This is a genomic window from Protofrankia sp. CiP1_Cm_nod4 (genome assembly GCF_982290645.1).
This window is the reverse complement of the sequence record NZ_CEVIVC010000052.1, coordinates 33,160-34,762: the sequence shown is the minus strand read 5'-3', so window position 1 is coordinate 34,762 and position 1,603 is coordinate 33,160. Positions and strand designations below refer to the sequence as shown.

Below are 1,603 nucleotides of genomic sequence, written 5' to 3'. Positions count from 1 at the left end.
CCTCGCCGACAGTCTGCGGGTTCTCGGTCCTGGGCATCCGCTGGTCGTCACGATCAAGAGCAACCTGGCCACCGCCACCGCCACCGCCACCGGTGCCGCGGAACGCCCGGGACGGATCAGGAGACTTCTCAGACGATGATCATGGGCGCTCCCGCCGCTGGTGGGCCACCCGGGTGAGGCCACACAAAGCGGGCCTGGCTGGCCGGTGGGGCTGACCGTGGACCGGGCCGGCAGCACGCATCGCGGAACGGTTCCGTGGGCTCGGCGACCCGTCCCGGTTGCCGTCTGACGGCCGATGGCCGGGGCCGGCGCTCGTCGAGCTCGGCCATCGGCCCGGACTACAATCGACCAGTGATGGTAGAAATACACCATCGAAGGTAGAGTTCCACCATGGCCCTGAATATCAAGGATCCGGAGACCGAACAGCTGGCCACCGATGTCGCGGCGCTGGCTGGCGAGACCAAGACCCGGGCAATCAGTGTGGCGCTGAGGGAGCGGTGGGCGAGACTCACCGCCGAGCGGGCAACGACGGACCGCGGCACGCGGCTGTTGCGCTTCCTCACGGACGAGGCATGGCCCCAGATCCCCCAGGGCACGCTCGGGCACGCGCTGACCAAGGCCGAACGGGAGCGGATTCTCGGCTACGGCCCGGAGGGTGTGTGATCGTCGACAGCTCCGCCATCGTGGCTATCCTGCTGCGCGAACCAGGATGGCAGACTCTCCTCGACCAGCTCGCCACCGCCGACGGCCCCCCAGGTGTTGGGGCACCCACGCTGGTCGAGACCGGAATCGTGCTCACCGCGCGGCTTGGTGTCCTCGGGCAGTCACTGCTCGCGCGGTTCTGCCAGGAAAGCGGCATGCGGGATCTTGCGTTCACCGACGCGCACTGGCCGGTCGCGCTCAACGCGTACCTTCGGTACGGCAAGGGCCGCCACCCGGCCGCGCTGAACTTCGGGGACTGCCTGACCTACGCCACCGCCAGCGTCGCGCGGGAGCCGCTGCTCTGCGTTGGCGACGACTTCCCCCGCACCGACCTGCCGCTCGCCATCATCCCCGGGTAGCTTCGCCGTCTCATCCCGCCGGCACCACCGTCTCGGCGGCCACGGTAGGACCCACACTGACACCTGCCCTGTTGGGCACGACGGCGCCCATCCCGACCGGAACGCCATCGGCCACCGTGCGTGGGGCCCCTGGTCGGGGCGCGGTGTCCGTGGGCGTGTCGCGTGTTCACGCTGGGTCGCGTGTCGCGTGTTCGGTTCGGGGGAGGGCGTGCTACGGCACCGCGGTGCTGTTCTGCTGCTCGAAGCGGGCCGGGAAGCTGGCGATGCCGCGCAGGACGAGGTTCCGGCGGTAGGCGAGGTCGTCCGTGAGCGGCGTCATCGTGATGCCTCGCCGGACGAGCTCGCGCAGCACGATCTCCATCTCCAGGCGCGCGAGCGGCGCGCCGAGGCAGTAGTGGATGCCGAGGCTGAACGTGAGATGACGTTTCGCGGGGGTCTGGCCCGCGTACCGGGTGATGTCGAACCGTTCGGGGTCGGGGAACGCCGCCGGGTCCCGGTTGGCCGAGCCGAAGAGCAGCACGACGCCGTCCCCGGCGCTGAAG

3 protein-coding genes are annotated in these 1,603 nt (G+C 70.1%); 2 read left to right on the top strand and 1 reads right to left on the bottom strand.

The window, feature by feature from the left end; genetic code table 11:
* Positions 1-390 precede the first annotated feature (390 nt).
* Positions 391-663: a type II toxin-antitoxin system VapB family antitoxin gene (locus AC5LSR_RS12245; RefSeq protein WP_493465787.1), complete on the top strand. Its 273-nt coding sequence runs from the start codon at positions 391-393 to the stop codon at positions 661-663.
* A complete protein-coding gene (locus tag AC5LSR_RS12240; RefSeq protein ID WP_493465788.1) occupies positions 660-1,061 on the top strand; it encodes a type II toxin-antitoxin system VapC family toxin in 402 nt (133 codons plus the stop codon). Before AC5LSR_RS12245 ends, AC5LSR_RS12240 begins: the two co-directional genes overlap by 4 nt.
* A 211-nt stretch (positions 1,062-1,272) precedes the next feature.
* Here AC5LSR_RS12240 and AC5LSR_RS12235 read toward each other — a convergent pair.
* Positions 1,273-1,603 (bottom strand): cytochrome P450 (locus tag AC5LSR_RS12235; protein WP_493468473.1); only part of this gene is annotated, 331 nt, incomplete at its 5' end.

Coding starts and splice junctions, on each gene's coding strand:
- AC5LSR_RS12245 (WP_493465787.1), top strand. CDS start 391: ATGGCCCTGAATATCAAGGATCCGGAGACCGAACAGCTGGCCACCGAT.